This is a genomic window from Pseudomonas sp. OG7, from assembly GCF_014192825.1.
Taxonomy (GTDB): Bacteria; Pseudomonadota; Gammaproteobacteria; order Pseudomonadales; family Pseudomonadaceae; genus Aquipseudomonas; species Aquipseudomonas monteilii.
Window position 1 is genome coordinate 1 of record NZ_JACHYK010000008.1, and the last position, 26,303, is coordinate 26,303.

19 protein-coding genes are annotated in these 26,303 nt (G+C 52.4%); 8 read left to right on the forward strand and 11 right to left on the reverse strand.

Annotation, left to right across the window (positions count from 1 at the left end; all coding sequences use genetic code 11):
• Window positions 1-450 precede the first annotated feature (450 nt).
• Window positions 451-1,143: a hypothetical protein gene (locus tag FHW75_RS19490; RefSeq protein WP_183674298.1), complete on the forward strand. Its 693-nt coding sequence runs from the start codon at window positions 451-453 to the stop codon at window positions 1,141-1,143.
• A 340-nt stretch (window positions 1,144-1,483) separates the two neighbouring features.
• On the opposite strand, the gene FHW75_RS19495 is transcribed toward FHW75_RS19490, so the two are convergent.
• Together FHW75_RS19495 and FHW75_RS19500 are read right to left on the reverse strand one after the other, a co-directional pair.
• Window positions 1,484-2,983 (reverse strand): ImmA/IrrE family metallo-endopeptidase, encoded by a 1,500-nt coding sequence (locus tag FHW75_RS19495; protein ID WP_183674302.1) that lies wholly within the window; start codon window positions 2,981-2,983, stop codon window positions 1,484-1,486.
• The gene (locus tag FHW75_RS19500; protein WP_183674305.1) at window positions 2,983-3,402 is read right to left on the reverse strand and encodes a hypothetical protein; all 420 of its coding nucleotides are present in this window, start codon (window positions 3,400-3,402) and stop codon (window positions 2,983-2,985) included. Before FHW75_RS19500 ends, FHW75_RS19495 begins: the two co-directional genes overlap by 1 nt.
• Window positions 3,403-3,698: 296 nt before the next feature.
• Between FHW75_RS19500 and FHW75_RS19505 the strand changes: the two genes are divergently transcribed.
• Window positions 3,699-7,775 (forward strand): P-loop NTPase fold protein, encoded by a 4,077-nt coding sequence (locus FHW75_RS19505; RefSeq protein ID WP_183674309.1) that lies wholly within the window; start codon window positions 3,699-3,701, stop codon window positions 7,773-7,775.
• A gap of 72 nt (window positions 7,776-7,847) precedes the next feature.
• Here FHW75_RS19505 and FHW75_RS19510 read toward each other — a convergent pair whose 3' ends face one another.
• From FHW75_RS19510 to FHW75_RS26695, 3 genes are all read right to left on the reverse strand, one after another.
• Complete coding sequence (locus FHW75_RS19510; RefSeq protein ID WP_183674311.1) at window positions 7,848-9,161, reverse strand: RES family NAD+ phosphorylase; 1,314 nt, start codon at window positions 9,159-9,161, stop codon at window positions 7,848-7,850.
• Window positions 9,162-9,363: 202 nt separating this feature from the next.
• Window positions 9,364-10,476, reverse strand: coding sequence for a hypothetical protein (locus FHW75_RS19515; protein ID WP_183674314.1), 1,113 nt, complete (start codon window positions 10,474-10,476; stop codon window positions 9,364-9,366).
• A 282-nt stretch (window positions 10,477-10,758) separates the two neighbouring features.
• Window positions 10,759-11,811, reverse strand: coding sequence for a hypothetical protein (locus FHW75_RS26695; protein ID WP_221212554.1), 1,053 nt, complete (start codon window positions 11,809-11,811; stop codon window positions 10,759-10,761).
• Between the two features lie 518 nt (window positions 11,812-12,329).
• Here FHW75_RS26695 and FHW75_RS19525 point away from each other — a divergent pair.
• The 3 genes from FHW75_RS19525 (at window position 12,330) to FHW75_RS19535 (ending at window position 15,900) form a co-directional block, all read left to right on the forward strand.
• Window positions 12,330-13,586 carry a DUF4427 domain-containing protein gene (locus tag FHW75_RS19525; protein WP_183674317.1) on the forward strand — a complete coding sequence of 419 codons (1,257 nt, stop codon included), beginning with the start codon at window positions 12,330-12,332 and terminating at the stop codon, window positions 13,584-13,586.
• Window positions 13,587-14,032: 446 nt separating this feature from the next.
• A complete protein-coding gene (locus tag FHW75_RS19530) occupies window positions 14,033-14,689 on the forward strand; it encodes a hypothetical protein (protein ID WP_183674320.1) in 657 nt (218 codons plus the stop codon).
• Window positions 14,686-15,900: an XRE family transcriptional regulator gene (locus FHW75_RS19535; protein ID WP_183674323.1), complete on the forward strand. Its 1,215-nt coding sequence runs from the start codon at window positions 14,686-14,688 to the stop codon at window positions 15,898-15,900. The genes FHW75_RS19530 and FHW75_RS19535 overlap by 4 nt, the downstream gene beginning before the upstream one ends.
• Window positions 15,901-16,361: 461 nt before the next feature.
• Here FHW75_RS19535 and FHW75_RS19540 read toward each other — a convergent pair whose 3' ends face one another.
• Window positions 16,362-17,093: an HNH endonuclease family protein gene (locus FHW75_RS19540; protein WP_260308795.1), complete on the reverse strand. Its 732-nt coding sequence runs from the start codon at window positions 17,091-17,093 to the stop codon at window positions 16,362-16,364.
• Window positions 17,048-17,904 (reverse strand): IS5 family transposase gene (locus FHW75_RS19545; protein WP_183674331.1). Its coding sequence is split into 2 segments (ribosomal slippage): window positions 17,048-17,560 and window positions 17,563-17,904, totalling 855 coding nucleotides; the frame shifts between segments, so codons are not numbered across the junction. The genes FHW75_RS19540 and FHW75_RS19545 overlap by 46 nt, the downstream gene beginning before the upstream one ends.
• A 182-nt stretch (window positions 17,905-18,086) precedes the next feature.
• On the opposite strand from FHW75_RS19545, the gene FHW75_RS19550 reads away from it, so the two are divergent.
• Both FHW75_RS19550 and FHW75_RS19555 read left to right on the forward strand, forming a co-directional pair.
• A complete protein-coding gene (locus FHW75_RS19550; RefSeq protein WP_183674334.1) occupies window positions 18,087-18,863 on the forward strand; it encodes a hypothetical protein in 777 nt (258 codons plus the stop codon).
• A 104-nt stretch (window positions 18,864-18,967) separates the two neighbouring features.
• Entirely contained in the window at window positions 18,968-19,729 is a 762-nt protein-coding gene (locus FHW75_RS19555) for a hypothetical protein (protein WP_183674337.1), read from the forward strand.
• Window positions 19,730-19,738: 9 nt separating this feature from the next.
• Here the strand turns inward: FHW75_RS19555 and FHW75_RS19560 are convergent, their stop codons facing one another.
• The 3 genes from FHW75_RS19560 to FHW75_RS19570 all read right to left on the reverse strand — a co-directional run bounded on the left by FHW75_RS19560 (window position 19,739) and on the right by FHW75_RS19570 (window position 21,981).
• Window positions 19,739-20,026: a hypothetical protein gene (locus FHW75_RS19560; RefSeq protein ID WP_183674341.1), complete on the reverse strand. Its 288-nt coding sequence runs from the start codon at window positions 20,024-20,026 to the stop codon at window positions 19,739-19,741.
• An 821-nt stretch (window positions 20,027-20,847) separates the two neighbouring features.
• Complete coding sequence (locus FHW75_RS19565) at window positions 20,848-21,339, reverse strand: DUF6957 family protein (protein WP_183674343.1); 492 nt, start codon at window positions 21,337-21,339, stop codon at window positions 20,848-20,850.
• 231 nt (window positions 21,340-21,570) lie between these two features.
• Window positions 21,571-21,981: a hypothetical protein gene (locus FHW75_RS19570; RefSeq protein ID WP_311650341.1), complete on the reverse strand. Its 411-nt coding sequence runs from the start codon at window positions 21,979-21,981 to the stop codon at window positions 21,571-21,573.
• Window positions 21,982-22,136: 155 nt separating this feature from the next.
• Here FHW75_RS19570 and FHW75_RS19575 point away from each other — a divergent pair, with 155 nt between their 5' ends.
• Window positions 22,137-22,610, forward strand: a complete 474-nt coding sequence (locus FHW75_RS19575) for a helix-turn-helix domain-containing protein (protein WP_183674346.1) — start codon at window positions 22,137-22,139, stop codon at window positions 22,608-22,610.
• A gap of 84 nt (window positions 22,611-22,694) precedes the next feature.
• On the opposite strand, the gene FHW75_RS19580 is transcribed toward FHW75_RS19575, so the two are convergent.
• Window positions 22,695-26,132 (reverse strand): P-loop NTPase fold protein, encoded by a 3,438-nt coding sequence (locus tag FHW75_RS19580; RefSeq protein ID WP_183674349.1) that lies wholly within the window; start codon window positions 26,130-26,132, stop codon window positions 22,695-22,697.
• Between the last annotated feature and the right edge of the window lie 171 nt (window positions 26,133-26,303).

Sequence of the window (26,303 nt, forward strand, 5' to 3'; positions counted from 1 at the left end):
TTGAATTCTTCAGGGTAACGCTGACGACTCATGGCACCTCCTATTTGGGCCTCATTATGAGGCTTGGAGGTGTCTACGAAACCAGGGGCGATTCACAGCTGAGCTTTCCCGGTCATAATCATCCAGTACTCACTTCCATTCCTACAGCGGAAGGCTATGCTGGGATTACACAGTTCTAACATACGTCACATGACCTAATGGTTCTTTTATTTATGGCCTTCTGCCGCATATAGGCGAGTTGCACGACACAGGTCACAGTGACTCGATAGCTGGACTTGCCAAATCGGCAGCTGCCCACAACGCAGTAATAGCCCATCCGATTGGGCCGATGGCTACACTAAGCGTTCGAATCACCTGCCCTGTCGCGATAAAAAGTCAGGCATGTTGACGATAGCCTAGTATGGGGAAGACAGCTCAGCTTCTCTTACCCTTATCAGGAGCACTCCCAAGATGGAAATCTTCGACGACCCATCGGAAAAAGCAACGGCATTGCTACACCGGCTTGGTGTCCATGAAGTGTCTTCGGGGATCTGGGCGTTCACAGACTTGGACGTCGCGAGCCACGGCCATGTGCATCACTCTCAGCAGCCGGTTGCTCTTGCTGCGTACACTGCCATCAACCCGACGTTTGCAGTCGGTCGCTTTCCCGGATACACGCTGATCGACCTGGTTGAAAAAGTGCGTTGTATGGACGGCACTGAAGTCGCCGCATTGGCGAAGGTCTGCCAGATACCTCCACCGATAGGCTGGTCACCCGAGGAAAGAGGAGAAAAGTTCGGAGAGGTCGCCTGGCACATCGTTAAAAAATACGAACTGGATGCCTGCTTCACTCAAAGTACGCCTTGGGGGATCCAAGGAGGTAGTCATTACAGCATGCGTCCATGCGGCTTCGATCATGATCGGTCAGAGCCTGACCCAGAGGGGTTAAAAGCGATGCGCCGTGCGTACAAAAAAATGAACGATTTACAGCGTGTGATGGTACTGACGCTGCTTCACCTCTATTCGCCAGGAAAGGACGACTTTTACCTGATAGGTGGCTGCCCGACCAAGATTTCCGCAGCTGAAGCACTTGGAGTTTTGCGAGACGATGGTGATTCGTTAAGGGAGTGGGGACTGCTCGTAACTCACTACGCAGGCTGGTGATGCTACCCGCGTGACTTGTTGGCGGCTCGTCTGGCAATCTCAAGTGGAAGACTCTGTTTAGCAAGAAGCGGCCAATTGACACCATCATTTCCCTGCTGATTTCACGAGAACATCCGGTACAAATGACGTAAATATTTTCTGGAGAATCACTTTGAAAGAATTTCCAGAACAGGTTGGACGATTTCCTGGGCTCATCGCCACTCAATCCTGATCCATGCCTTCTTTAATTGCGCTCCTCTCAGAAAGCCAAGGCACGGCATCTAACAGCCCAAAAAGTAGTAAGGGCCTGAGCGTCCTGAAGACTTCAAGCCCTTCCAGCCATGCCATAATGAGCAATTTATCAGGCCAAACGGGTCTCCCGCGAATACTGAATATGCAAACGCTGGATTTTATCCCAAGCCTCTTTACTATAGTCTTTGCTCTTTGAGTTATAAAGCTGATTAATGATCAGACCCGCGCTTACATCATAGTGAGCGGACGCATTAGCAATCGCAAGCTCGACAGCTTCGGAATGTAAAGATTCACTCGCCATCATTAAATAAACAGTTACAAGTTTGCTAATGGTTTTGCGTGGCAACAACAACTCAGCGGCAAACGCCCGAGCTCTTTTCTCAACCCACTCGGGTGTATTGCCGCCGATTGCATCTGCAAAGGGAAGTGATCCTTTACGATCTAAAAGGAGGTGACATATCTCATGAGCCAATGTTGCCCGCTGACCGCTACTTTTAGAATTGACCGATCCATGTTTGTTTATGAGAATGGCCGGGCCATGCTTACGCCCCCAAAAAGCCAAAGCTTCCAGTTCCTCATGAGCCTCAATGTACTCCAGGGAAACGCCCCAATTCTCAAGCCACTGTTTGGGCTCAAATACCTCTCCATCCTCAATACCGAGTTTTGCTCTTAGCCAAAGAGCAGCGGCGTACCCTCCTACAAATGGCTTAGCACGGTCGTGAACTGGCATTGTAGCCAGGCACTCCTCTGAGAGACTGTCTAAAACGGGTGTTACTCTGTAAGAAACTGACTTGATACGTGCGAGAATTTCCTTCCTGTCGGCAATCCCCATACTTCCGGGACTAAGGCGCGCGGCAGCAAGAATTTCACTGTCATCGTGGCGCCCTTCCAACTCCCAAAAGTCGGGCTCATTGGCAGCAAGCTGTTCGATCGCCTTCAAATCTGAATCATTCAAGCCACTTCTTATTGAAATGACATGTTTCAAAATACTTTCTTGAGCATTAATCCAAGCCTGGACAGCTCGAACAGAACGAGGATGCGTCGAATTTGCGAGGTGATCAGCGATTTTATTAGCAACGCCCATCAGTACTTCTTTGACTACCTCAAAGCTGAAGCGCTCTTTCAAGACAGTTTCATTGCCATGATCATCTTTAACACAAACCCAAGCCAACTTCCCCTCTCGAACAACATACACAGAAGGAAGATAAATGCCTTTCAATCCGGAAGCAAGGTTGTGACGTTTATCAAAGGCACAGACCTCATCATCTTCATCGAAGATTTGTTCTTCCTCCAGTTGTGCATTATGCCAACGTGCCTCAGCAAGCTTTCTCAAATCAAGCGGCGTTTCTGGATGTAGATCTAACGGATACAGTTCTTCGTACATCAAGAATGACCAGTTCTTTGCCAAATACGCAAGGAGATCTACCCAAGTCCAATCTGCAGGAACTCTAGATTCACCACCAAGCTTTGGATCACCCTCTTCTTCTTGCTGAAACCATATCAACTCATCATTGATCCGAAGAATAAGATCACCTCGCGCAAGGTTTTCCGCTTGATCGCGAACTGTTTTGAAGTTCAACTCAAAGGAAAATTTGTTAGAGATGTCCATCACTTAATGTGCTCCTTCACCCACTTTTTGAATTTCGCGCTGCAATCGGCCTTCTCAGCCTTGTCTTGCAGTTTTTTCATAAGGCGCTTGTTGAGAGTCCCCTTATAGGGGTAGCCGTGGTAGCTGATGCCTGGGCGAGTGGGCACAGCTACGTATATAGCTCCATCATAGACGGCAAAAACTTCTTCCGGGTACAGGCTGTCGTCGTCTCCTGGCACCAGCGAGTCCTCCACGTAAAGACCATCTCGAAGGCTGTCCTGAAGCAGATCGGTAGCCACCTCGTCACTGATCTGGTTGGAGCATTTTCCAACCTGTCCCCAGTACCGTGGGACAAAATCAGCATGCGGTTTGTTCCAGCAGTGCTTCCAGCGATGATCAGCCCGATCGTAAATCCATTTACTTGGATCTTTCAGTCCCATTACTACGCAACCCAGAAAAAATTTAGACGTATAGTCCTAATACTATACCAGTGGCAGATGGCCATCTAGCCAACCTTTACACATATGGCCTTTTGCCACATCCCGTAGCTCAGACTCCGAGTCACACTCTAACGACCTTTAAGCGCTCTAAATCAGGCCTTCTGCTATCAACGATCCGGACGACCTCGCTCCTCTTCAAGAAGGTCGGATTGCCCGTGTCCCTAGCCACCGCCCATCCAGGGCAAGTAAGCTCCAGAGCAGATAGCCAAATGCCATATTCTGCTAAGGAAGACAGGATGCAAGATACACGCCGCTCCATGCCTGCCGTGCTGGATCGCCACATCGAGAAAGAAGAAGATGACGCCTTCGGACACCGGCACTACGCGCAGGCACTCCGAAGCTTGATTGAAGATGAAGGCCATCAGCCACCATTCAGCATCGGCCTGCTAGGCGGCTGGGGCACCGGTAAGAGCTCCATCAAAGAAATGTATACGCACGCCTTGGCTGATGACACCTCGACGGCAGGTGGACGCCGCCCGCGCAGTCAGCGTTTCAAAAGCATCACGTTCAACGCTTGGCGATTTGGAGGCAAGGAACAAGACATCAAACGCGCCCTCCTTCGGCACGTGTTCCTGGAGCTGGGTGGCGATGAGAGCAAACTTCATGATGACCTCTACCGCAATGTGACCCACACAGAGACGGTCAACAAGGGTATAGGTGAGCTGACCAAGCAACACCTGATGAGCTGGGTTGCCCCTGTACCGGCGTTCCTGATCGCAGTGATCACCTATCTGCTCTTCGTCGCCGCAGGCTTGAAATGGCTACCGCTTGAGAGCGCCATCGTCCAGTCGCTTTTCGTTGCTGCGGTCACTGGGATTTATGCTTACCTGATCAAAGTGATGAAACCGACCACGGTCAACCCCTTTAACACCGTCACTCGCGTCCATCTGCCCAGCGCCAGTGCTGAGCAGTATGAAGAGATGCTGTTGCAGCAGTTGCGCAAATTCAAAGCGTCGAGAAGTAATGCGGTACCCTACGAGCGCCTCGTCATCTTCGTGGACGACCTCGACCGACTCTCGGCGGAAGAAATGGTCTTGGGCCTGGATGCCGTGCGTACATTCATGGAGATCCCGGTCAACAAGCTTCCGGACAACCTCGGCCTGGTATTCGTGATTTCATGCGATGAGGGCAAGGTTGCGGATGCGCTCTCGCGCCGACGCGGCAACCCAGAGCAACCAGGCTCGGTGTTCAACCCCACCGATGCTCGGCGTTACCTTGATCGCATTTTCCAGTTCAGGCTGGAGATTCCACCTCCGCCGCGAAGCGATATGCGCCAGTTCGCGCTTTCCAAGCTCAAGAACTTCCCAGACCTGGTGAAAGACATCTCCGATAGAGGCGCCTCGGTTGAACAGGTGGTGGATCGTATGATTCACATCAACGTCACCGATCCGCGTAATGCCCTTCAGATCGTAAACGCATTCACCCAGACTTGGTGGCTTGCAAAAGAACGTGAGCTCGGCGCCATTGGCAGTGAGCGACCTGGCGGCCTGCATGAGGGTGCCGTCACAAACTACCCGGTTGCGCTAGGGGCATTGAGTGCTGCACGTGTGAGCTTCCCGGGATTTTACCAAGACTTGCAAGGTGACCCGCAGCTGCTGGAGCGCCTCACGAACTTGATGGTCAGGCAGGCGCTGCTCGATGACGAGCCTCTCGAAACTCGCCATGTACTTAAGCGCTATGTGACTCAAGAAGAAGGGGCGGAAAAAACCAGCGTGCTCGATGGGCAGCGCGATCTGCGTCAGTTCCTGGCCAGCCTGGTGGGTATTCAATGGCCGGGCTCGCTGCAGAGCTTGTTGTTGCTGTCCGAGGACTTCGCGACAAGACAATACGGCCCCCATGCTGCGCGGATCTATGGCCACCTGGTATCCGGAGACACACAGGGCTTCCTGGAGGCCCTTTCTCCTCGTGCCAACGAGTCCTTGAGCGATCAAGAGACTCAGCTGTTGCACGGCATGCTAAGCGAGCTGCATCGCACTGAAGACACGCTCAAGTTCAACGCGATGCGTGTTGTGGCCGACATCATTGATCGCTTGCCGCCGCGTACCCGCGATCTGGTACTGGGGATTCTGAGCAACGACATCGTGACCTCTGACAGTCTTCGCTCACTGCTTGGCGTAGAGAAGATCGGTCGGATCACCGCTATTTCGAATCCAACGGATCAAAAGCAGATAGCCTCGGTGTTGATCGACGAGCTGCTGACGGCAGACAAAGCCTGCACCATGCGCCTCCAATCGGGTCAGATGCCCAATCTGGAAGAGACCATCATCATGGTTGAAGGCGCATCGCAGATAGTGCTCAGCGTGTTTTCCGCACATGGTCTTGGGCCGGCAGCGAAAGACCGGCTCATTCACTGGCTGTCCAGACGCACAGTAAAAACAGGCTCTGGCTCAATCACTCTCCCGTTTAGCCACCTGCAACGCTGGATGGATGAGTTCGAGACGTCGTTGCTACCGGAGATCGGAACGGCGTACGTAAATCAGTTGATCACTGCGCTACACGGCCATGAAGAACCGCACGATGAAGACGATCTGATTGACGGGCTGGATATGCAGCAGACGACTGACAGGATCAACACCGTCTGGGATCGCATGTCGAGCGAAGGTGATGAAAGCCGTGATGAGCTTTGGGAGCAGGTGACAAACCTTTCGAACATGAGCGCACCGCTCATCATCGGCTGCGTGATCCGAGCACTGGAGCAATACGTTCCTTACTCAGACGAAGAGCAGTTGCTGAAGTGCCTGGCTAGATTCAGCATCCGAGTAGCTGACCTCGATAACGAGCCCATTGATTACCAACGCGCATTCCGGTTGATTGTGGATCTCGGTGCTGAGCGCAAACCGTACTTCAACGACGAATGGCGGGAGAGCTTTACTGATTTTGCGATCTCGTTGAGTACCACTGATGGCTATGCCGATGATGCTGCTGAGGTGCTACGCAAATTTGTGGTGGATCATCCGCGCAGCCTAGCGAGAGTGCTCGATCATTGGATCAGGAGCCCCCTCAGCGCCATTCCTGGCGTATGCCGCAATCAGCTGTTTGAGGTATTCGGATCACTCTACGAGCACGACCAAACCTCGCTCGTCAATCAACTGACCACGCTCGTGAGCAGCCAAGAGCTGGATGATGCGCAAGGGGCGCTCTACACAGACGCAGTCACGCATATCCCCTTGCAATACTGGAGCGACAAACTGCTACGCCCTCATTTGGATGCGCTGATGTTGGCAGCCCCAAGCAAAATAGCCTCATGGGACAGAGTCCTGCGACAGCTTATCCCTGGTATCTCATTGGTGTTCATGCAGGCGACTCCGGCAGTGTTGGGGCCAGCGCTGCAGAAATTGTTCAGTGGCGCTAAGGGACACAAAGATGCCTTCGAGAGTCTGCACAAGCACTTCTGCGGGCGTTGGCCAACGATTGAGCAGCTTCCCCACGGCTACTCTCCTCAAGCGCTCTTCAACGAAGCAAGGCAGCAGGCCTCATCATCACCAGGAATTGTCGGCAAATACACGCTAGCGTCCATGGAAAGCATGATTACCAGCGGTATCGTTCCGACGACACAAGGTGCTCAGCTGGTGGACACAGCATGTGCTGTCTGGCAACAAAATCCCGCACAAGCCATCGACTCCCTGACATCCGGGCATGTAAGACTCAGCAGCCCTCAGCTCACTACGCTGGCTGATGGTGTCGACTTCAACAAAGCAGTACAGGTTGAGATGCTTGAACGTGCCTGGACGGCGTTGATTCCCGAGTTGGCTGTGGACGAATACGTGAGCGCTGGCAAAGCAGTACTGCTAAAAGGCCCACGGGGCAATGTGAACGACCCTGATCTTGCCTTCTCCGTCTGGTGCCGCGCGCTCAAAATCGACGCATTCAACAACCTAAAATCCATGCTGTTGCACAGCGAGATCACTGATGAGCAACGCAAAAGGGTTTACGGTCACATTTTCCGCGCCTACATGGATGAGAAGGAGTCGAAGGAGCTGCCAGCATTGGCACTTCAACTGCTGAAGATTCCGGAGAGCCCTCTCACTTGGACGGCTGTCAATGAGCTGCGCTCTGAAATCAAAGATCGGCTGCCTAGTCATGAAGAGCGATTGGCATATGCACGCCTTCTGCTGCGTGAGATTCCGAATGCGGCTTCAGATACGGCCAAAGGACACATGGCTGCCTGGGCAAGAGCGTTCGGAACCGAAGCGCTGCTCAAAGAGCTTGATCCGGCACGGTTATCAGAAGCCGATCTGCAAATCATCAACACTGCTTTTGGCACAAGCAAGCCTATGGCTGGCCTGATGAAACGCTGGTTCAACCGGAACTAAACAAGCCGACAGCTCCAGATGGGCGGGCAACCCATGCCCGCCCTCGCCGTCGACTAGCGATCCATCAGGATCTCAAGGGTTGTAGCCAACAAGTTTTTCATCTGTATCAAAATCGACCCACTTGACCTGGTGAATTCGGATCTCCTCACGATCCAGAGCCAGTGCAGGTTCGTAGCGAGGTACCGGAGGGATCTCATCCCACCAGCTCGGCTGATCCTCGCCCTTCTTCTTGGCCGCCCAGATCTGCGGACTGTAGTACTCACCCTCATCTACAGGTTGCTGAAGGGAGGCGTACTCAGCTTTGTACTTAGACTCGGTATGGTGCACACCGGATGCTTTATTAAAGAGGATCACGTTGTGTCCAGGTACGACATCATCACGCTTACCCAGCTGGATTGACGGGAAGTAGATGCCGTCCAAGTTGAGCGTAGGATGCATCGACAGGTAGTCGGCGATCGCCTGCGTGATCAAATAGCCGTGATCCGCCAGATCTGGCATGACCGGTTTCAATAACTGGTTTTGCAGGCTTGCTAGAAACGCGGATCGCTTCGCCTGCTCGACGCGTTGGGGGGCGAAGTAGCTGAGTCGACTATCAGGACGTGTTACGTTCAACGCACCCAAATTGAGTAACCGCAGGGGGCGAGTCACATTGAATGCAGCGGTTACCACATAGCTGCCAACGGGTGGGCGAACCTCGGCAATGGCCGTTCTGTCGTTTGTAGCGCCATAAAACACAGAGACGCCTTTGGCATTCATCCGTCCTGCTGCCCCTACTCCCGACGGAGGTGGCCCTAAAGAACGTTCAGGATGGAGCAGTGCTTCCTCAACACTGCTATCAGAGGAAAACACTCTCGCCCGTTTAAAGGTATGCAGGGGCTGGCCAGGGCCGATCGTGAAAATGGCTGAACGTGAGTCGCGAAGGTGCAACTGATCGACCTTGCCAAAGACCTGCTCAAGAACACGCGTGACAGCTGGGTTCACGAACCGTGCTTCCTCGCGGAGGCTACGCTCCATCTCCCTCCACTCATAGGTCATGTCGATGCTGGCTAAAGGGCCTTCTTTGAAGTAAGGGTCGTCATCATTCCAGCCGTCCCAAAGGACTTCACCGATATCGTTTATCAGCTCATCCGAACAGCCAAGTACACGGTGAAGCACGTCCGTCCAGTGCTCCCCGATCGGCGCATGGTTGTGGAGGTAAACCGAACGCGGCTGTTCGACGACCTCAAACGAAGAAAGCGCGGACTCCCGACACTGCTCGATGAGCGCCTCAAGCGGCACGACACCACTCTCCTTCTGACAGTAGCTACACCCGTCGGTATCATCGAAGTCCAAGTAGTCTTGGAGATAGCGTTCAACAACGCATTCTGAGCATACAAATTTCGACACACAGCCTCCCTTGGCCGTAAGCCCACTTGGGCCCCAAGCCTGCGATACTACTGGATCACGCTGTTAAAGACTGCTCATCAATCTTCGACGCTTACCGCGCACGGGCTAGGCAACAGCCGATTGCAACAACCTTAAGTGCTTGGTAAGCAGCGGTCATGGCAGTGACTACTCTAACTGTTCGACCACTTTAGAATGAACACACCTATGTCTGCTTCAAAGGCATCCGCTTAACCATCTTGCTGTTCATCGTCAAACAGGCTCCCGACTCGGAAGCCCATCTAGACAGATCTGTGCCCTCTAAAGATTTCGGGCACAGCAACGTAACATCACCCAAAGTAAAAAGCACAAGCCCTTCTACTACCGGATAATTCCTTTTCGTAACAACGTTTCCCCAACTCCTATCAAAATCTTCTGCAGCATAGGTTTCCTTCAACATATAAGGAAACACCCGCACATCCTTAATACCTGCGAGAACTGCCGCCTGATCGACCGTAGCGGGCACTGCTGACGGCACAATAACGAGCGTACCAATTATCAGAGCCACAACCCCAAGGAAGGCGTTGCGCACCCGAATAAACGTCTCACCCCTTGACACATAGAATGCGATGGTGGGAACAAAACCAAGGATAGTAATAGATATCGAAACAAACACAGCCCTACTCATGTCGCCTTGACTGTAAAATAACGAAGGCGTGCTAAAAACGGCTAGCATTGGAAAAGTGGCAGCGATCGCTGCCACCCAGGTAGCCATAGCCAAAGCAGACATATGCTTCAGGCGGCTAACCCCAAAGAAAGAGACAGCCTTATCACCTGAAATAGCCTTATCGAGCAGAACAGTGAACTTGGGAATGAAAGTCAATACAAGCATACCTATCACCACCCATACAGCGGAGTCGACAAACACAGGGACTACACTTGTATTATGAGTCAGCAGGGTCGAGCAAACTGTGGCGACAACGCCAGCAAGCGTGGGGATAAGCAGATAGCCCGCCATCGCGCGCTGGACGTCCGGTGTTTTTTTGAACAGATTGACAGCAACGGCGTATGAAGCCGTAGTTAAGAGAAGAAGCAGCAGATAGAAAATCAGCAAAAGACTTGACACAACGACCCAAGGCCATATCTCCGAAGGTGCCGCCAAAGCCTTACCTATCAATTCGGGTGATCCAATTTCATGCAAATAGGCAAAAATAACAACAAAAGCTGCAAGCGCCCCCACAGCTGTCACTGTAGCGCTTGCTGACACCAGATTCCCCAATGCTCTCCAAAAATTTATACCTTGAAGATACGTGGGAACTCCGCTCTTTAAATCCGACATTACTAAATTCACCTCCATCCAATTAAGTTCTACCACGCGCCAAAAAAAACCAATGAAAGCCACCTCTCACAAGCTCATTGGGCGCACGGCAAAGAGACCGATCCGATACGACGGATTGACATGGGTAGCTACGCCCTATCCCTTAGATAGGAATAACTTTGTAGCAGTCCGAGCACAAATGTACTCCTCACTGCAAGCCAACTGCGACGCTCACAAATTTTCGATATTCCCCGAACCGCTCAAGACCTGCACACCACGCTAGAATGAGATCGCTTCCCCACCTCACGTGGTGATGACTATCCGTTCGCCCTGCACCGTGACTAACCCCACCTCCGTGCGGATATCAAGATACTCATAGATCGCACGAACTTTGCTCACGAAAGCTGCGTCGCCACTGAGCAGAACATTGGTGAATATCGCCGTAGACGCATGCGCCGCATCGCTGATTGACGCGATGTGACGGTTTTCCTTGTCTAGCCGGCTATCAGGGTTGTACCCAATGACGTTGAGGACGTTATAGATGCTAGTCACTTTCTCGAACCGGTAGAGCTCGCGACCATGGATCGGACTGGCTGAAATGCCGAGGAAGTTTTCGATCGTGAACCCTCTGTCCTTGTAGCCGTCAAGGTTCTGGCAACGTGCCCAAATTTTCTTGATGACATTGGGCGCTTCAATATTGTTCAGTTGCACGGGCCCCACCCCAACTGCTTCACGGTACCCCTGAATACCAGATTTCGCACCCGATTCATCGATGTGCTTGGTCATCTCCTGCGCCGACAGTTGCGTTGCCTTTTCGTACGCCCTCTGGGTGATCTCAATATACTGATCGGCTGCAGCGACCAGTTCCGGATGTGTGTCCGCCAAGGCTGCCGCTCCGTCAGCGACCATCTTCATCAACCCTTTGAATGCCTCCGTTTGTTCGGCGGCGATGTCCTCAAAACTGTTGTCTTTGCGTCCACCGAACATCTTCAGAGTGGTCTGATGAGCTGAGGCAAGCATCTGATCGAAGAATGGTGCAGTAGCGACGTACTGCTCAAAGGCAGCCACGGGAGGCGTTGAGGCGAGAAACATCTGCCCTGTCGGCTGGAACGCGCTATCAACGTCATGCTTGAGGATCATGGCATTGACCCTGGACAGAACCTCCAAGAACTTGTCAGGCTGCCCACTGCGTTTTATCTCCCGCAGGGTATGGTCGGAATATACGATCTGAAATTCTTTGGAGAACTGGGTGAAAAACGCCGGATCTCTCTGCTTAACGGCCAGATCGATTACATTTTGATCAAAATAGACCGTGGGTCTACCGTTGTACATAGGCCATTCTTGCTGCTCATCCATTCCCTTATCTCTCATCCTTTACCAGTGCATATGCCGCGCAACCCTCGCCGTAGACCACAATGGGAACACAGACCAAGCTTCCCAGTCAGTCATTCATATCATGAAAAAACCTCGTGGTTAAGGATGCCACGGAGCATCAGTAGATACCTTATAAATATGGCGATTGCGATGGTCATCGGCAAGCCTGAGGGCAGGTATGGTGCAAGGGTTTTTCAAGATATCGAAACTCACGGACTTGACGGTTATGGGTTCTGGCCACAACGGGGTACAGCCGATTCTATGACCGCATGAACACGTACCTCGATCGCTCGTGCGGGAAGCACGATGACCCCGAGGCGACATCCCGCGTGAGCCCTGGATGACTGCTAGACCCAGACGTGATGCATCACCTGAGGATTGGTTACCACCCAGAAGTCTTTAGTGTTTTTAACAACCCAGTGATACTTTCATGCATGCGCACGGTGAAAACAATCGTTTGAATAGCTATTTTGATGCAATACACCCGAATGGATGGAAGCATGCTCAACAATATCCGGTTTGACCTATCCGATTACTTGATCCACTTCTTCAGAGACGTCGATCTGAGCGGGCCTGAACACATCTTCTTCCCCGAGCATGCACGGTTCAACAACATCGCACATTCCGGAAAGCTCGACTCTCTCTTCTTGATGCGCTGCGCACTCAGGCACCACAAACTGTTTGCGACATGGTCATATCGCGGCGGTAGACCTACGATATACGGAACCTCCCCAGCCATCTGTTTTACCGACATGCCTTTAGCCGCGTTCATCCAGACGAGCAACGAGCGCCTGGCGAGAGGGGAAAATATCGGGCGCTACGCGTTTATGATTCCCAAGGCTGCCATGTTCGCAGAGGGTGCCCGCCCTGTAATTTATGGTCTTAGCGGTGAAGTACGTGAGCAGTCAGCAAATGGCGGCGACTTCCGCATTCTTGACCAACAGCTGATGCCACTTCGAGAGCAGTACCGTTATGTCGCCTACACCATCGGCGATGCTAGGCATATCGATTGGACACACGAGAGGGAGTGGCGTTGGCCTTATCGTGGCCACGACATGCACTGGAGTGATGACGGCGACATGGTTCAGACCTTGGCTGAGATGCCTGGTCTGGATCTAAGCCGTACATCCATTGAAGGGATGGGTGTAATCGTGAAAGACAGTATGGATGTCAAGAAGATCATCTACGATATTCTGACGCTCGTAGACTCTCAAATAATTCACAAATCAATGATCAGATTCGTCATCCCGCTCTGTGATATCGAGCGATTTGGCGACATTACAAATCCCGCCCGTGTATCTCACATCATCAATCAAAACTCTATCGACCTCTCACCTTTCTTCTCCATCACGCCGCAGCGCGCAAAGGAAATCTGCACAATAGTTGACAATATCATTAAAGACAATGTGGATAAGAGGCTCCACTCGGACAAGCATTGCGATGAAAGTTACGGAAAGTCATGGGTGTGGATTGCAGATAATCAATCTGAACTCGTGAGAGCCCTCATCGCGAAACGCAGACTAATTGTTAGCACTGAGGGTCGATATCTCTTGGATATCTCTGACTTCACAGATTTCTATATCATGCACGAGGAATTTTACTGCAAGAAGATAGCATTGGCGCTTGCGCGGGAATTTTATGTCAATGCAAGCTATTTCACAGTACGTGGGGCGACTGATTGTGATCACATCCCTAGCTACACCGGCCTCACGGAGAGGGATCATCCATTTTTCAATTCTACCATCGCTATGGATTGATAATTTTCAATTGCCTGGTGACCGCCTAAAAGAAGGTGGGTGATCGAGTTGTTGCCTGGTGCATCTGACTCCTCCGGCCTACTACTGTGTTGTGAGCCGTAGCCCCGCCTTCTACAAAGAGCAGGATAACGAGGCCCTAAGTAGCTATTGGGGTGCTCGTGACCTGGGCCATGATCCGCGTAAGAATCTGTGTGATTGTCGGGCATCCTAGTCCCGCAGGATCGACTGGAACCTTCACGGGCCAGCCGCACAGCGGGGCGGCGCACGACGCCCAGAGCAAGCCCTTCATAACCCACCCGCAAACCACTCGACGGGCGCTGAATCTTGCAGCACACGCTTGGAGCTCTGAATCAGCCTCTAAAATTCACAGATATCGACTCCTCACTATTCAAACGAAATTTTTTAGAGGTATAATCCCGTCATTCGAAACCCGAGAACCTCCATTCATGACCAAAACCCGCCAACCCACCATTCCCGAGCTGTTGATTCACCATGTCCCTCGCAACCTTGCCATGGGTATCGAGGACGCATTTGAAGCAGGTGCGCTCCGCGCGTACCTGGATACGAAAGACATGGACGACAACCACCGGAAGAATGCGCTGGGACAGATGCGGGCCTTCCGCATGAACGAGTCCTTTGAAGAGACGTTGCGTGCCGCCGACGCAGTCCATACGCCCCTCAAGGGTAACGGAGTCGTCTTGGGCCACGCCGGCATCTTCAAGTTCGGTCGGGTGAACATGTGCTCCACGCTGTGGAACAACATCCGACGGGGTGCTATTCGACGGCAGCTTGCAGAGGCAAACCAGGCCATGACGCAGCTGGTTCAGCCATCACTTTTTGCGCCGGAACCTATCACCTCCGGTACGTTCTTTTTCGTAGCGTGCTTCAGCGGCTCACTGACCCAACTGCCCGAAGCGCCTCTGGAAATTCACATCGCGGTACCAGATGCGAAAATGAAGGGTTGGCTTTTCCGAGAGCCTTTGAGTAAGTTCCTCGCTCGTTACGATGAAGCATCTGAGCAAATCGACAAGGCGAAGCCGAAACTCAAAACAGGCGTGCTCGAAACGGGCCTACCCGAAACAGGAAAAGATACAGAATCATGAGTCGTGGAATCACAGGGTTTGAGTCGGGGCGGCTGGTACAAGCGCTCGCGGCTCGCGGCCTTTCTCAAGTCGCACTGGCAAGCATGGTGGGGGTCTCCCCTGCCACGATTAGCAAGTGGAAAAGCGGGCAGCAGTGTCCCGAGGCCGAAGCCTTGGCCAATCTCTCCAAAGTCATCAATGTTACCCCGGAGTGGTTCACCCGCCCTTTACCTGAGAAGTGCTCTCTTCCCTTGTTCCGAAGCAATGCCTCGGCGCATGCCAGCGCACGAACAATGCTCGAAGCACGCCTTGAGTGGGCGCAGGACATCGCAATTGCGCTGGGTGAGTTCGTGGATTTTCCCGATGTGAATCTGCCCAAGCGTACCTTCAAGGATCCTGAGCAGATCACCAATGCCGATATCGAAGAAGCTGCCGATGAATGTCGCGAGCTTTGGGGCCTGGGTCGACGTGCAATACCTGACCTGGCAATGGCGGTTGAAGGCGCCGGTGTTATCTTGGTGCGCGAGGAAACCGGCGTTGCAACCATCGAGGGGCTGTCGGCATGGAGTGAGGTGTTGAACCGCCCACTCGTGCTGCTTTCCGCTGACAAGCAAAACGGCTTCCGCAGTCGCTTCGACTTAGCCCATGAGCTTGGCCATCTGATCCTGCACAAAGGAATTGAGCGATCGACTGACCCTGTTCGTCACAAAATGATGGAAGACCAGGCGCACCGTTTCGCGGGTGCTTTCCTGCTGCCTGCAGAGACGTTCGCCGCCGAAGTCAGGAGCCCAGTTACACTCGACAGCCTATTGCTGCTCAAGCAACGCTGGGGCGTTTCTGTGGCTGCCATGGTCATGCGTCTCTGGGCATTGAAGGTGATCGATGATGATGCAAAGGGTCTGCTTTTCAAGCGTCGCTCAGCTCGCTGGGGCGTCAAAGCGGAACCAGGTGATGAAGGTCGCGCACCTGAACAACCTCGCCTCCTCAAACGCACCATCGAGCTGCTGGCCTCCTCAGGCGTTTTGCCTGTGAACGGCGTCGCTGCCTACATCGGGTTAGCAGCAACGGATATCGAGATGCTGACAGGCTTGCCCAACCGCTACCTCAGTGGCATTGCTGAGGTGGTGCACTTGGCCAAGCTTAAGAGTAACAGTACCTCCGTGACTCCCGTGACTGTTGTTCACAACGCACCAGATGCAGGGATAGTGGTTCCGTTCAATCGCGGCAAATGATTGCTCACGGAGGCCAGTCTTGGCCTCCGCTGTTCAACCCCCGCAGGCGCTGATGTGGCATGTACCTCGGGAAATACTGCCCAAGCGCCACTGGCCTCATCTCATGCACTCCTGCCGGTCTGACTAACACAGAGCCATCTGTTCGGCTTGGCATATCACCCCCTAGCCCCAAGCCAATGCCGCGATTATCCAGAACCTCTTAACCTACATTGATCAAATAGGGTGAACAGAAATGGGACGCAAGTGGCTCACTCAAGAGCGACGGACTAGATAACAGCATCTCTTCTTTGCGAGAAAATGGAGGGCTGCTGCTGGTGGACTGGCCTGTGATCCCATCCAGCGCAGCGATCTAACTTCATCCTACGCCTCCATCGGTCTCCGCATTTCTCAGTCCGGCCTACGCAGCCCACATGGAGGTTGCGATTATCTCCAAGGTGGACTTCACGTGACTTACACCGTGATCAGTCGGCCCATTCAAGCCTGATGAAATCCTCGATGCTTTTTGCCCGAGCTAGAACCATATCTTCTGTCCAAGAACCAGCCTCATGAAGCTGGTGGCCGACATGGATCGTTGCAATCAATCCGCAGCTTCGGTAGACGTCGATCTTTTCAACTGGAGGTTTCGCTTTGAGTGAAGAATTTGTTCCAGGTGGCAGCATCGTTAAATTCCCGAGGTGATGCGTCCACTCGGCGCCACTGCTTTGTGGTGCAATATGCTCGATGGAGTTAGCGGCATCCTGCTCCCATATCTTGCCCCACTGACTCTCATTGAGCTTCTGCCCCGCGAGCTTTGCCAGGTGCTCGTCATAACGGTTCAGCACATAGCGGAGCTGATTTTGCCAGCCTTCGTAGCTGCTTACCCAATCAATATTGTTCAAGACCTCGTCAATCGAATAACCTTTGGAGAGTTTTTCTAGCCCACTGAGAATTTGGTCTTTATCCAGGTTGCTGCGGTAGATTTCATAACCAAGACGGATGTATTCCCCAACCTTGTGACGGCTATCCCGGCCCGCCAGCTCGTAGATTCTGAACGTGGCGCGCTCCCATTTACCCAGCAGCTTGTGCTCTGTCTTCTTGTCGAATTTCCTCAGGAGGATCACTGCTGCGACAACCCCATGATCACCAGGGTCAAGCGAGTGCTTCAGACCTAGGCTCTGTACGAAAAGAGATGTCGCAAACACCGCATGGAACAAGCCAGTGAGACCATAGCGGCATAGCTTTTCGCGAGCTTGTCGAAGCGTGTCACGATGCGGCGGTTCTCTTTCAGCCAGCCAAACATGCGCTCGATGATGTTGCGCTGTCGGTATTTGGGCCGATCAAACAGTCTGGGTAAGCCGGGCTTGGGTTTGCGTTTCATTGAGCGCATCGGGATGACGGGTTGCATTCGATACTGGTCGCAGTACCGGCGAAGCGCTTCGGCGTCGTAGCCTTTGTCGGCCAGCAGCCATTTGCAGCGCTTGCGCGGACGACCTCGTTGGCTTGATGGAATGCTGACGTCGTCCAGCAGTGGCTGGGCGTAGCTAATGTCACTGGCTTGACCGCCAGAGAGGAGAAAACGCAGCGGTGTCCCGTTAGCGTCGCAGAGCATGTGGATTTTGGTTGTCAGGCCACCGCGACTGCGGCCTAGAGCGTGATCGGCAGGCTCGTCAGGCCCCCTTTTTTCCCGGCGCCAGAAGAGGCTCGGGTTGCGCGTACAGCAGTTGAGTCGATCATCCAGGTTTGCAAATCGATCAAGCCTTGCTCATTCAATCTCAGGTGCAAGCGTTTGAGCATCTGATCGAATGTGCCCTGGTTTCGCCAACCCCGGAACCGTTGATACACCGTTGACCATGGGCCGAAGCGTTCCGGCATATCTCGCCATGCAGCGCCCGAACATAGCACCCAGAGCACGCCATCGAGCATCAGGCGGTCGCTCAGGCGGGGCCGCCCCCGGCCATGGGTTTCAGTGAAGAGATCGGCGACCACAGTCCAGGCCTCATCCGAGAGTTCGTAACGCTTTGCCATCACAGAATTCCTTTCCGTAGATGGCCGGGAACCCTACAGAATTTCAGCGTCCCAAGGGCGCCGATTGGGTTTCTCGGGATTTCGTACAGAGCCTAGGGTTCGCTAGCGGGCTAGGCTCAGGTAGAGCAACGCCATAAACAATTGAATAGAAACTCTAGCGCCAACCTATCTAAAGAGCGGATATGAACAGTAATTTTTACCTGGAGCTTGGCCAGATGGTGGAGGACGCCATCACCCAGCTCAATTCACTGGGCACAAATGGTAACGTCCAAGTGATTTTTGACGCGATACGCTCGGTAGGTACTGCCTGCCTCGACGGTGACAAACTCCAGTCATCGCTGCGCGAAGACTTGGGCCTCAAACGAGTCCATGCCTTCCAGAGCGCAGTCTTCACCCTGGTAAGGTTGAGCACGCTAGCCCATGGAGCAAACGCTAACTCCGGCACCTCAAGCGCCCTCCATAGAGTCAAAATCGATACAACTCAACTTCTGCAAGAAGCCCAGGCTCGCGAAATCGTTAGCAAGGAGACTGCGTCGGAATCCATACCCATGGCGCGAAATGCATTCGTAAACCCGCTCCGAATAGACGCTCTCAAAGAACTGCCAAAAGGTGAGCTTGACCCCAAACGACTCATCAGGCTCCTAGAGGAGCTGAACCATGCACATGCATCTGAATCGCACATGGCGACAGCGATGCTGGTGCGAGCTATCACCGACCACATTCCGCCCGTGTTCAGTTTCAAAACCTTCACGGAGTTCGCGAATAATTACAGTGGGTATAAATCTTTCAAAGAGCAGATGCTGCAGTTGCAGAACTCCTTGCGCCATGTAGCAAACGGATACCTCCACAACCCGATTAGAAAGTCGGAAGACTTGCCAACAGAGCAGCAGGTGGATTTCCGAAGCCCGCTCGACTCGCTTCTGAGCGAGGTGATACGGGTTCTCCAAACCCGCTCTTGACTGCTATCTAATGCCAATTGACGTATCCAGCTCGGCTTATGACCAGGCGCGTTCCAAACCGGGCTATTCTCAACAGGTAATTTTTCCAGAGGCGCGTACCCCACATGTGGTTTCACCCTTTCGACTTGGAAAGCCTGGCTTCTTCAGCCGTAGAAGCGCTTAAGCAACGCGGTGATGCACGGGCAATCGCCGTGCTGGTTGCTGGAGATATCACTGCCGATCTGGCCAATTCGGATTTCGGAATCAACTACTGGGAGCTGATGATCGCTCTGCCCGTCTCGCTCTATTACGCGATGAGTGAGAGCGAGCGCGAGGCCACTGCAGCAGCCATTGCTGAGGTGGTCGCTCCGTTCTATGCCACCTCCCCGAAAAACGGTCTGGAGCGAATCCTGTTGGCTCCTAAATTGCTCGAAGCACACGACGGTTGGCGAGAAGAAGCGCTGCGGTATGTCAAAGGCGAAGGGGTTACCAATCAGGGGCGCGTACGTAGCGACAACATTGCCTCCCTGCAGCACCAAGGGCTTCTGTTCCGATCCAAGGCGGAACTGACCCTCTTCACTGCACTAATCAGAGCAAAACTTCCAGTAGCTCCCCTGCCCGTCTTTGTGAGGGTAGGGAAAAGCTACAACCGGTTGGAGCCTGATTTCGTAGTGATCTACAAAGGACTGACCTTCATCATCGAGGTCGACGGTGACACCTATCACCGAGAACTTCCGGCAGAAGCAGACAAAAGACTGGTGCCCCTGACCTATGAGGGTGTCGAAGTTCGCAGGGTCAGAGCGGCTGAGGTTGCCAGTGACGCCGCAGCAGATCAGGTTGTCCGGGAGCTAATGGAGTTCATGAGCAGCCGTAAAGCCGCTCGGTGACCGGCTGCACTACAGATTGACATCCCTGGCCAGGCGATCCTCCAACAGGATTTCACTGGCCACGCCGGCTTCAATCAGATGCCGCTGAAGGAAGTTTCGCAAATGATCCTTCAGATGGGTTCGTAAACTGACGTAGCTCTGCGACTGATCCTGCTGAGCCAAGTCATGCTGAAAAAGGACTTCGGCCAGTGTACCTGTATTGGCTGAACCAATCTGCGATGCGTATAACCGCACTAATTGGTCGAAGCCAGGTCTGCGTCGATAGCAGCGAATCGCCTCTGCAAGAACATCGCGCATTCCATCGCCAAAATGATCTCGGGCGCATTTCCAAACCAAAACCTCACACCTGAGATCAACCTCTCGCATCTAAATCGTCCGACAATCCTACAAAAAATTTTTTGGCCTTAGGTTTTTGAGACCAAGATGAAAAGCAGCGGCCTAAAGGCCGTATACATCGACCTCCCCCTACACCAGGTGAGCAGGCGCTAGGGCGTCATCAGCATCACGACTCAGCATCGGATAGAGGCCAGAATCAAGAGCTAAAAAGCATCCCCGAGATCCGGTTCATACTGCCGTTTTTTCGGAGAGCCGAGATCTCTGCTTTTCTTTTGCCCTCAAATAATAAAACTCCGTCCCGAAAAAAATTTTTATAGGGGTGCCTGACCGTTTTCAGTCTAAAAATGTGACGCCAATCACAAAAATGCCGAATTATTTTCGATTTTCAGCCGTTGGGACAACCATGCCCCCCTTTCCTCCACACTTCATTACCGCAGCTTCAGGCTCAATTCCGATCAAGCTTAAACGCCTCGTTTGCCACCGTTTTTTCGCCGTTGGATACTCTCTGCAGCACGGCGCTCAGCACGATTTCCTGGCCCACCACCAAACCTTGGGCGTCCCGTGGCGAGCATCACCCCCCAGCGTACTGGCAGACAGCTTGAGCCTCAAAGCTTGCAGTTTCCTGGCAAGACAAAGCCGCTGGTGAAAGCCGAGCATCTGCATACGCTCAACTAGGGCCGCCGACATCCGCAGCAGAATGCAAGAAGTCTGATAACGCATGGAGTACATCTGTACTCCTCGTAGTGAAATGCGTAGGTGGTCGCCGCGTATGCTTAGGTTGGCTACCTCTGCGCCCGTGGCAAACCTTCTCTATCACCTGCGGCACATGCTTCTAGCGTGGGCCAGCAGCCACGCTGGCTCGGGTTCATGCGAATCACACCACACATTTTCGACAACTCCCTAAGCGCCGGCATTGATATATGCTTGCGGGCTCCGCGCCCACCCAGCACGTAAACCATTTCCTCAGCCTCAAAAAAGCAGTCTTCGTACTGCCTCAGGAACCCCGTCAGCAGAACACCACCCTGCCTTACGCCTCTGGTGTCAAACATTACGCGCTGCGCGTAGAGCAAGACCGGCTGTAAATCCCTGGCACTGATGAGCTTCTGGTCACCCTCACTTGCCATGACGTCCAAAATTAACCACTCTCGCACCACGCAGTACTGTTGACCTGCAAATTCCTCCCGTGCCGCTGCTAGCAACGGTTCATCAGCAAGACCAGACCCCATCAGCATGCGCGCAGCACCATAAAACACATCTTCCAACAACTCGTTCACCACTCCACCTCAGCTCTTGCGCTCTTGATCTTGGGCGCGGTCTACTTCCCGAATGCGTTTGCGCATCGCTTTGCTCACCGCAGCCTCTGTTTCCTCATACATCCGCCCTCAACGCGTTGAGCAGATGCGTGATCATCATGTTCCTGAGCTCATCCAGTGCTGCTGCATCGATGGCGGGGCCAGCTGTGGGCACACCTGAAACTATGTTTATCAACCAGCTTTGAACCCAGATCATTGCAGCGCATAGAAAGGGCCCAGCTCGCCGTTTTGGTAGTACCAATGAGCAACCACATAGAGCCCTCCAGTATCCGCCTCGATGACCAGGTAGCCGGCCCGCTGAAATCGACATGCGATAGGCGGCGTATGGGATGGAAGCCCCTCCGGAAAATCATGTCGGTGATCGCAAAACATCAGGCCGGTCATTCGCCCTCCCCTCTCTAAGGCACAGGCCAAAAAGCCAACAATCGCCTTATCAGGAATCGCGTCCTTTGCACGCTGAATGACCCTGGGCAACCGAAAGAAACGACTGTTTTCTCGGGTCGCGCCAAACGTCTTGATCATGTAACTCCCGTAGGCCTCGATCAGCTCCTTGCTCATTTCATATTCTCGGCACTCGAATAAGCCGTAAATTGGTTCGCTCACATCTGCTTCCAGACTCCGCCGGTCACTGCCATGCCTGCTAAGCAGAAAGGCGGTCAGCCAGGCGGGCAAACCAAAAATCCGAATATGCAAAATATACGGTGTAGAGCCGGAACACGCAACATGGCTACATACTCGCCTTTGGGCGATGATCTCTGATGGACAACAAGCTCGCGTTTGCAGCTGCGCTACGGGCTGTGCGCGCAACAAAAGGGCTCACCCAGGAAATGGTCGCCCGCTTCACCAGCCGGCCTTATGTGGGACGCTTGGAGAAAGGAGAGTCCAGTCCTTCATTGGACAAGCTCCAGGCGCTCAGCGAAGCCATGGATGTCAGCCCCTTGACGCTGCTCGCGCTGTCCATGGCCATGCAGGATGATCAGCCTCTCGCTGCAATCACGTCGCGCCTAAAGCAGGAGCTTGCCGCGTTCGAAAAAGCTGGCGGAATGAAAGTGCTTCGTGAGCAGGTCATCAACGGCGAACTGATTCCAAGACCTACGGGTCTGCCAGTGAATGCCGACAACCTTGCCGAGGTGCAGCGCCATAAACAGGCAGGCTACACACAAACGGAGACTGCCGACCGTTTGGGGCTCAGCACATCGACTGTGCATGACCTTTGGAGGCGGGAAAAGTAAGTCTCTGACTTACCCAACGATTAGTTGCTGAATCGATTACTGCAGACAGCACGCCAAGCCCCGAGGGCTTGGCATGCGTCGATGCTAGGTTTTCGAGGCCTCCGCTGAGGCCTCCGCGTCAACGAGCACTTGCTCCGGCATAGGCTTCTCACCCTCCACCTCGCTTTCAGCTGCCTGGGCCTTCTGTAGCTCGGCCTTCAGTTGCTTGGCTTTTTCCCGTTCAGCTTTTTTCTCAGCATTGAGGAGATCCTTCAACATACTTTTGAACATGGATTCCTTCGCAAAAGCCTGGTAAAGCTTCGGTGCCTTTTTCTTAAGCTTCGCCACGGCAACTGCCATCGCCTTTCTAAGCTCCTCTGAATAATCGTAACGGGCAATCTGCTTTGCCCGACTTTCCAGGTAAGCAAGCACGTCACCGGTTTCACCTGAATGCTCGTTGAGGTGTACCAGGATACCCATCAATTTACCGACTTCAGCAGTATTGGCTGGGGAAATATCGACGATTAGGTGGCCGAGATCCTTCAGAAGCCATGCCGCTGGCTCCGGAATACTACTCTCGTTGTAGACGATACTGCGAAGTTCGGTGCCCAAGAAATTGATTTGCACTTCATCATTCACAGCAAGCAGTGTGTTGATACAACTCACTGCTTTCGCACAGCTATCCGCCTCCAGCTCCCCGGAAACAATTTTTCTGAGAATACCGAGAACACAGGCGCGATAAGAAGAACCCAGAGCAAACTTATCTTGCTTAAGAGCCCATTCAATAAGTGGCTCGTGATTACCGCTATCACTGAGCAGAATGAGCTCCCACTCCTCAACACTGAGATCATCAGAGCCATAAAATTCACGCACACGCTTCTTGAAATCGTCGAACTGGGCATCCGGACTCTGGATAATTCGATCAACAAACTCGTGCTCAAAACTATCGATCACATCAAGATTAGCTTTGAAGTTATGCTCCCAGTCATCTATCCAGTCAAACAGATCTTGCTTATCAACTCCATACGGTGCTACTGCACAAGCGATCTTGCTAAAGTTTCGCGCCACGTAGCCTGAATCGAGCTTCCACATTGCACGATCACTGATAGCCCAAGCTAACACCTTGGATAGGGTTTTTCCGACGTCCGGATGGTCAAGACCGCTAGTCAGCACATCAGTGTAAACCATGCCACGGAATAACAGCTTGAATGCTTCACTTTCCACAACAGCATTCAGATTTTCTACACGAGCCAAATCTTCGAGCTTCTTGGCATGCATCAAAATCACGGCCACTGCAGCATTTTGATTGGTGGTTTTCCCTTCAAACGTGTGACTGAGAATTTGGGAAATGGCGGACTCAGGAAGCTTTCCTGCCAGGGCAAGCGCAAACAAAACAGGCTCATTATTAGGCTCCAAACTCAGCAGCTGCAACAGCTGCGAAAGTTTATCCTCACCTAGTGGAAACTTAGATTCATTACCAAACTTAACGTCACCACATTGAACTCTCAGCAGCGCGATCCGCTGCACATCTGATATTGGCAGGATTTTCTCAGATCCTGGCAATGCAACAATGTACCTATAAACATTTTTAAAGCCTGTGTCCGTAAAATTAAAGCTATCCACACCAACTGCCTTTAAATCACCACACTCAGAAAAAACATGCGCGAAGTAGGCTGCACCATTGGTATAGACATTAACGGGCTCAAAGCCTAACGCATCAATGAAGCGATCGTAGTCCTTCAACCGATTACGCTTCAGCTCAAGCGTATCAGCCTGGATCGCGTCATTTACGTCTATCCGGAAGGCCTTGGCCAAGTCGTCCCTGAGCCATTCCAGACCAACCGTGCTTAAGCCAGCAAGACGACAGGTCTTGAGCGCGTTGAAAAACTCTTCCGCCTCCTCGGGTATTCCGCCTTGGAACGTTTTTCCTTCTCCGTTCAGCAAGGAAATAATGCTCTTAAGATCACCCTCAGGTAGCTTCTCGGAAGCGGCAGCCAAGACCCGAATCAAATCAGGGTTATAGGTTTCTTCAGAGAGGTAGCGTTTGAGAGCATCTTTGAAGCCAAACGCTGATACGAGGTCTGCAAAGCGTTCACCATCAACCTCTTTGACAGCCGACGCTAAAGGCTCGTCAATCAACTCAGCGATTGCAATGGTTTTATTGGTCAGGAAATGTATCTGAAGGAACTGAATCTGCCAGCCATTTTCAAGATCAGAGCCGGCATGGCGCTCCAACAGTCTCTTCGTCGCAACCAGGTCTGAATCATTGAAATCTGGATGAGCATCTTTAAAGGCTTGGGATAACCCATCCGCCCTGACCACCTCCGACAGGGATAGCTCATCATACTTACAGAGCAGCAAATACGCACCGATACATACAATATCGATGTGATCACCCAGAGTGAGCGAGGTTGTAGCAATATCGTTTATAAAGCGCTTCTGTAGCCGAGGCGTCACCAACTTTCCTTTCATCGGACTATGACGCTGCAAAAGCAGAGCGCACTTTTCTGCAATGTCCCGTTGATCGTCAGGGTACGTACTCTGCCAAAGCTGGTAGAAACCGTCTTTCCACCCTGCTGTGACAATAGGAGGAGCTCTAAATACAACTGGAAATTTTTTCGCGATGAAGTCACGCGAATCGTAGGTTCGTTCGTGATCAGGTGCGAGGTATTTAGCTACCTTGTTAGAGCAGAACGGGACAATCACGGTAAGATTATTTTCTGCAGAAACCCATGTAAAGATTTCCAGGTCGCTCCAAACTGCCCTCAAGCTGTCCTTGGGCAGGCGATCAAGGTTGTCCAGGATCACAACGTAGTGCAGATCCCCTATGAGTTTTAGATCATCCTCCAGAGTACGCTTTAGATCCAGAGGCGTTACCTCCTTGGCAACCTTGATCTTCTCTGTAATCGTGTCATCCGAGCCTCCTTTGAAGAGATGGAAGATACTCCAAGGCTGATCGCCAACTTTCGTATTTTTTAGCCTATGGTGCGCAACAATCAAAACCACCAAAGGACTCACAAGAGAGATGATATGAAGTATGATCCATGCGATCACTGGATCCTTCATTTTGGTTATTGCAAAAAGCTCCTTGAAAGAGCTTGTAGAGAAGAACAGCGCAACAACCAAGATGAGCGCCCAGGAACTCACTCGACTAATGGTTTTTTTGGTATACGTAAACTGCCTACCTAACGCGCGATCCCTGCTATCCCGCAGTGACTCTTTGACTTCCTCATCAGAGCCAACTTTCTCGATAAGCTCTTCGGTAAAAAGTTCAATGAAATTACTTTTTATTGACCCTTGATAATTCTGCTCACAGTCAAAAAACCAGACTTTGTATTTTTCATCAACATTGCCGAGCTTTTGCTTTAGCATCGTCAAAATTGAGCTTTTGCCCGATCCGAACTCTCCGTCAAGACCGATGACCCTGGAATTGTCTTCATCGGCAATGTAACCGCACATCGCCGCCGCCACCTTGTCGTGGCTACCACCAGGAAAAACGTCTAAATCAGACGGATGCTCATTCTGGAAGGATATGCGTGACACGGAAAATCCTTTTAGAGTCAGAGATGCTGCTCAAAATAGCACAACACCCTCAGACAAGTGGCCATTTGCCTCCTCTCCCTAGAAAGCTAACCTGCGGGTCTTCGAGCGCTTGCTTTCCATCGCATCAATCGCCTCAGGCTACCCCGAGGTTCCTCTCTCCGATCGCCATCA